General features: G+C 48.8%; 2 rRNA genes (1 of these 2 cut by a window edge). Both read left to right on the top strand.

Annotated elements, in window-relative coordinates:
* Positions 1-2,232, top strand: a 23S ribosomal RNA gene (locus Q3Y49_RS00010) (it extends 672 nt beyond the left edge of the window).
* A 116-nt stretch (positions 2,233-2,348) separates the two neighbouring features.
* Positions 2,349-2,460 (top strand): 5S ribosomal RNA (gene rrf / locus Q3Y49_RS00005).
* The last annotated feature ends 40 nt before the right edge of the window (positions 2,461-2,500 follow it).

Below are 2,500 nucleotides of genomic sequence, written 5' to 3'. Positions count from 1 at the left end.
GTCTGAATAGGGCGACATAGTCAGGGGAAGTAGACGCGAAACCTTGTGATCTACCCATGGTCAGGGTGAAGTTCCGGTAACACGGAATGGAGGCCCGAACCAGTTGACGTTGAAAAGTCTTTGGATGAACTGTGGGTAGGGGTGAAAGGCCAATCAAACTGGGAAATAGCTCGTACTCCCCGAAATGTTTTTAGGAACAGCCTCGGGAGATGTTTGATAGAGGTAGAGCTACCAATAGGACTAGGGGGAGTCAAATCCTACCAAATCCTGATGAACTCCGAATGCTATCAAATTATCCCGGGAGTGAGGGCAAGGGTGCTAAGGTCCTTGTCCGAGAGGGAAAGAACCCGGACCATCAGCTAAGGTCCCCAATTGTATATTAAGTTGAACTAAGGCGGTTCAGTTGCTTAGACAGCCAGGATGTTGGCTTGGAAGCAGCCATTCATTTAAAGAGTGCGTAACAGCTCACTGGTCGAGCGACAGGGCATCGATAATGATCGGGCATCAAATATACAACCGAAGCTATGGTCTTGTGTCGATTTATCGGCATAAGAGGTAGGGGAGCATTCCATTTGCGGTGAAGGTGTGGCGTCAGCCATGCTGGAGCGGATGGAAAAGCAAATGTAGGCATAAGTAACGATAATGCTAGTGAGAAACTAGCACACCAATAGACTAAGGTTTCCTCAGCAATGCTAATCAGCTGAGGGTTAGTCAGGTCCTAAGGCGAAGCCGAGAGGCGTAGTCGATGGATAACAGGTTAATATTCCTGTACTACCTTATAGAGTGATGGGGTGACGGAGTAGTGAAAGTCCCGCGTACTGACGGAATAGTACGTTGAAGGGTGTAGGTAATGGTTTTGTAGGTAAATCCGCAAGACTAGCTGAACCTGATAGTACCACAACGCTTCGGCAGCGTGGATAGTGGACCTAATCAGACTTCCAAGAAAATCCTCTAAACATATGTATAAGGTACCTGTACCGCAAACCGACACAGGTAGTCAAGGAGAGAATCCTAAGGTGCTCGAGTGATCCGTGGCTAAGGAACTAGGCAAAATGGCCCTGTAACTTCGGGAGAAGGGGCGCCTCGTCAGTGATGATGAGGCCGCAGTGAAGAGGCCCAGGCGACTGTTTAACAAAAACACATGGCTTTGCGAAATCGAAAGATGAAGTATAAGGCCTGACACCTGCCCGGTGCTGGAAGGTTAAGGGGGGACGTTAGCAGATTTATCTGCGAAGCGTTGAACTGAAGCCCCAGTAAACGGCGGCCGTAACTATAACGGTCCTAAGGTAGCGAAATTCCTTGTCGGGTAAGTTCCGACCTGCACGAATGGTGTAACGATCTGGGCACTGTCTCGGCCACGAGCTCGGTGAAATTGTAGTAGCGGTGAAGATGCCGCTTACCCGCAACGGGACGAAAAGACCCCATGAACCTTTACTATAGCTTCACATTGACATTGGGTAAAATATGTGTAGGATAGGTGGGAGACTTCGAAGCTGTGTCGCCAGGCATGGTGGAGTCGTTGTTGAAATACCACCCTTATTTTATCTGATGCCTAATCCCGCATAGCGGGAGACATTGTGTGGTGGGTAGTTTGACTGGGGTGGTCGCCTCCAAAAGAGTAACGGAGGCTTTCAAAGGTTCCCTCAGCACGCTTGGTAACCGTGCGCAGAGCGCAATAGCATAAGGGAGCTTGACTGTGAGACCTACAAGTCGATCAGGGTCGAAAGACGGATATAGTGATCCGGTGGTTCCGCATGGAAGGGCCATCGCTCAAAGGATAAAAGGTACTCTGGGGATAACAGGCTGATCTCCCCCAAGAGCTCACATCGACGGGGAGGTTTGGCACCTCGATGTCGGCTCGTCACATCCTGGGGCTGGAGAAGGTCCCAAGGGTTGGGCTGTTCGCCCATTAAAGTGGCACGCGAGCTGGGTTCAGAACGTCGTGAGACAGTTCGGTCTCTATCTGTTGTGGGCGCTAGAAGTTTGAGAGGACCTGATCTTAGTACGAGAGGACCGGATTGGACAAACCGCTGGTGTACCAGTTGTGCCGCCAGGTGCATCGCTGGGTAGCTATGTTTGGAAGGGATAAGCGCTGAAAGCATCTAAGCGCGAAACCCGCCTCAAGATGAGACTTCTTTAAAGGAACCCTATAGATGATGGGGTTGATAGGCTACAGGTGTAAAGGCAGTGATGTCATAGCCGAGTAGTACTAATTATCCGTAGCTTTCCGTTCAACAGTCTTGTGTTTACTTTAAGACTCTTTCACATTAACATGTTGATTAATCCCAAAACGATTGGATTAATTATAAAATACTGATACTACCGTATCATAAAGATATTTAACGCTTTATGGTGACTATAGCGGTGGGGTACACCTCTTCCCATTCCGAACAGAGAAGTTAAGCCCACCAGCGCTGATGGTACTGCCGTAAAAGGTGGGAGAGTAAGTCGTTGCCAACTTTTATTTTAACCCTGATAGATGATTCTATCAGGGTTTTTT

It is taken from the genome of Marivirga harenae (assembly GCF_030534335.1).
GTDB lineage: Bacteria > Bacteroidota > Bacteroidia > Cytophagales > Cyclobacteriaceae > Marivirga > Marivirga harenae.
Note: the sequence above shows the minus strand (reverse complement) of the source record. Positions and strands in the feature narration are given on the sequence as shown.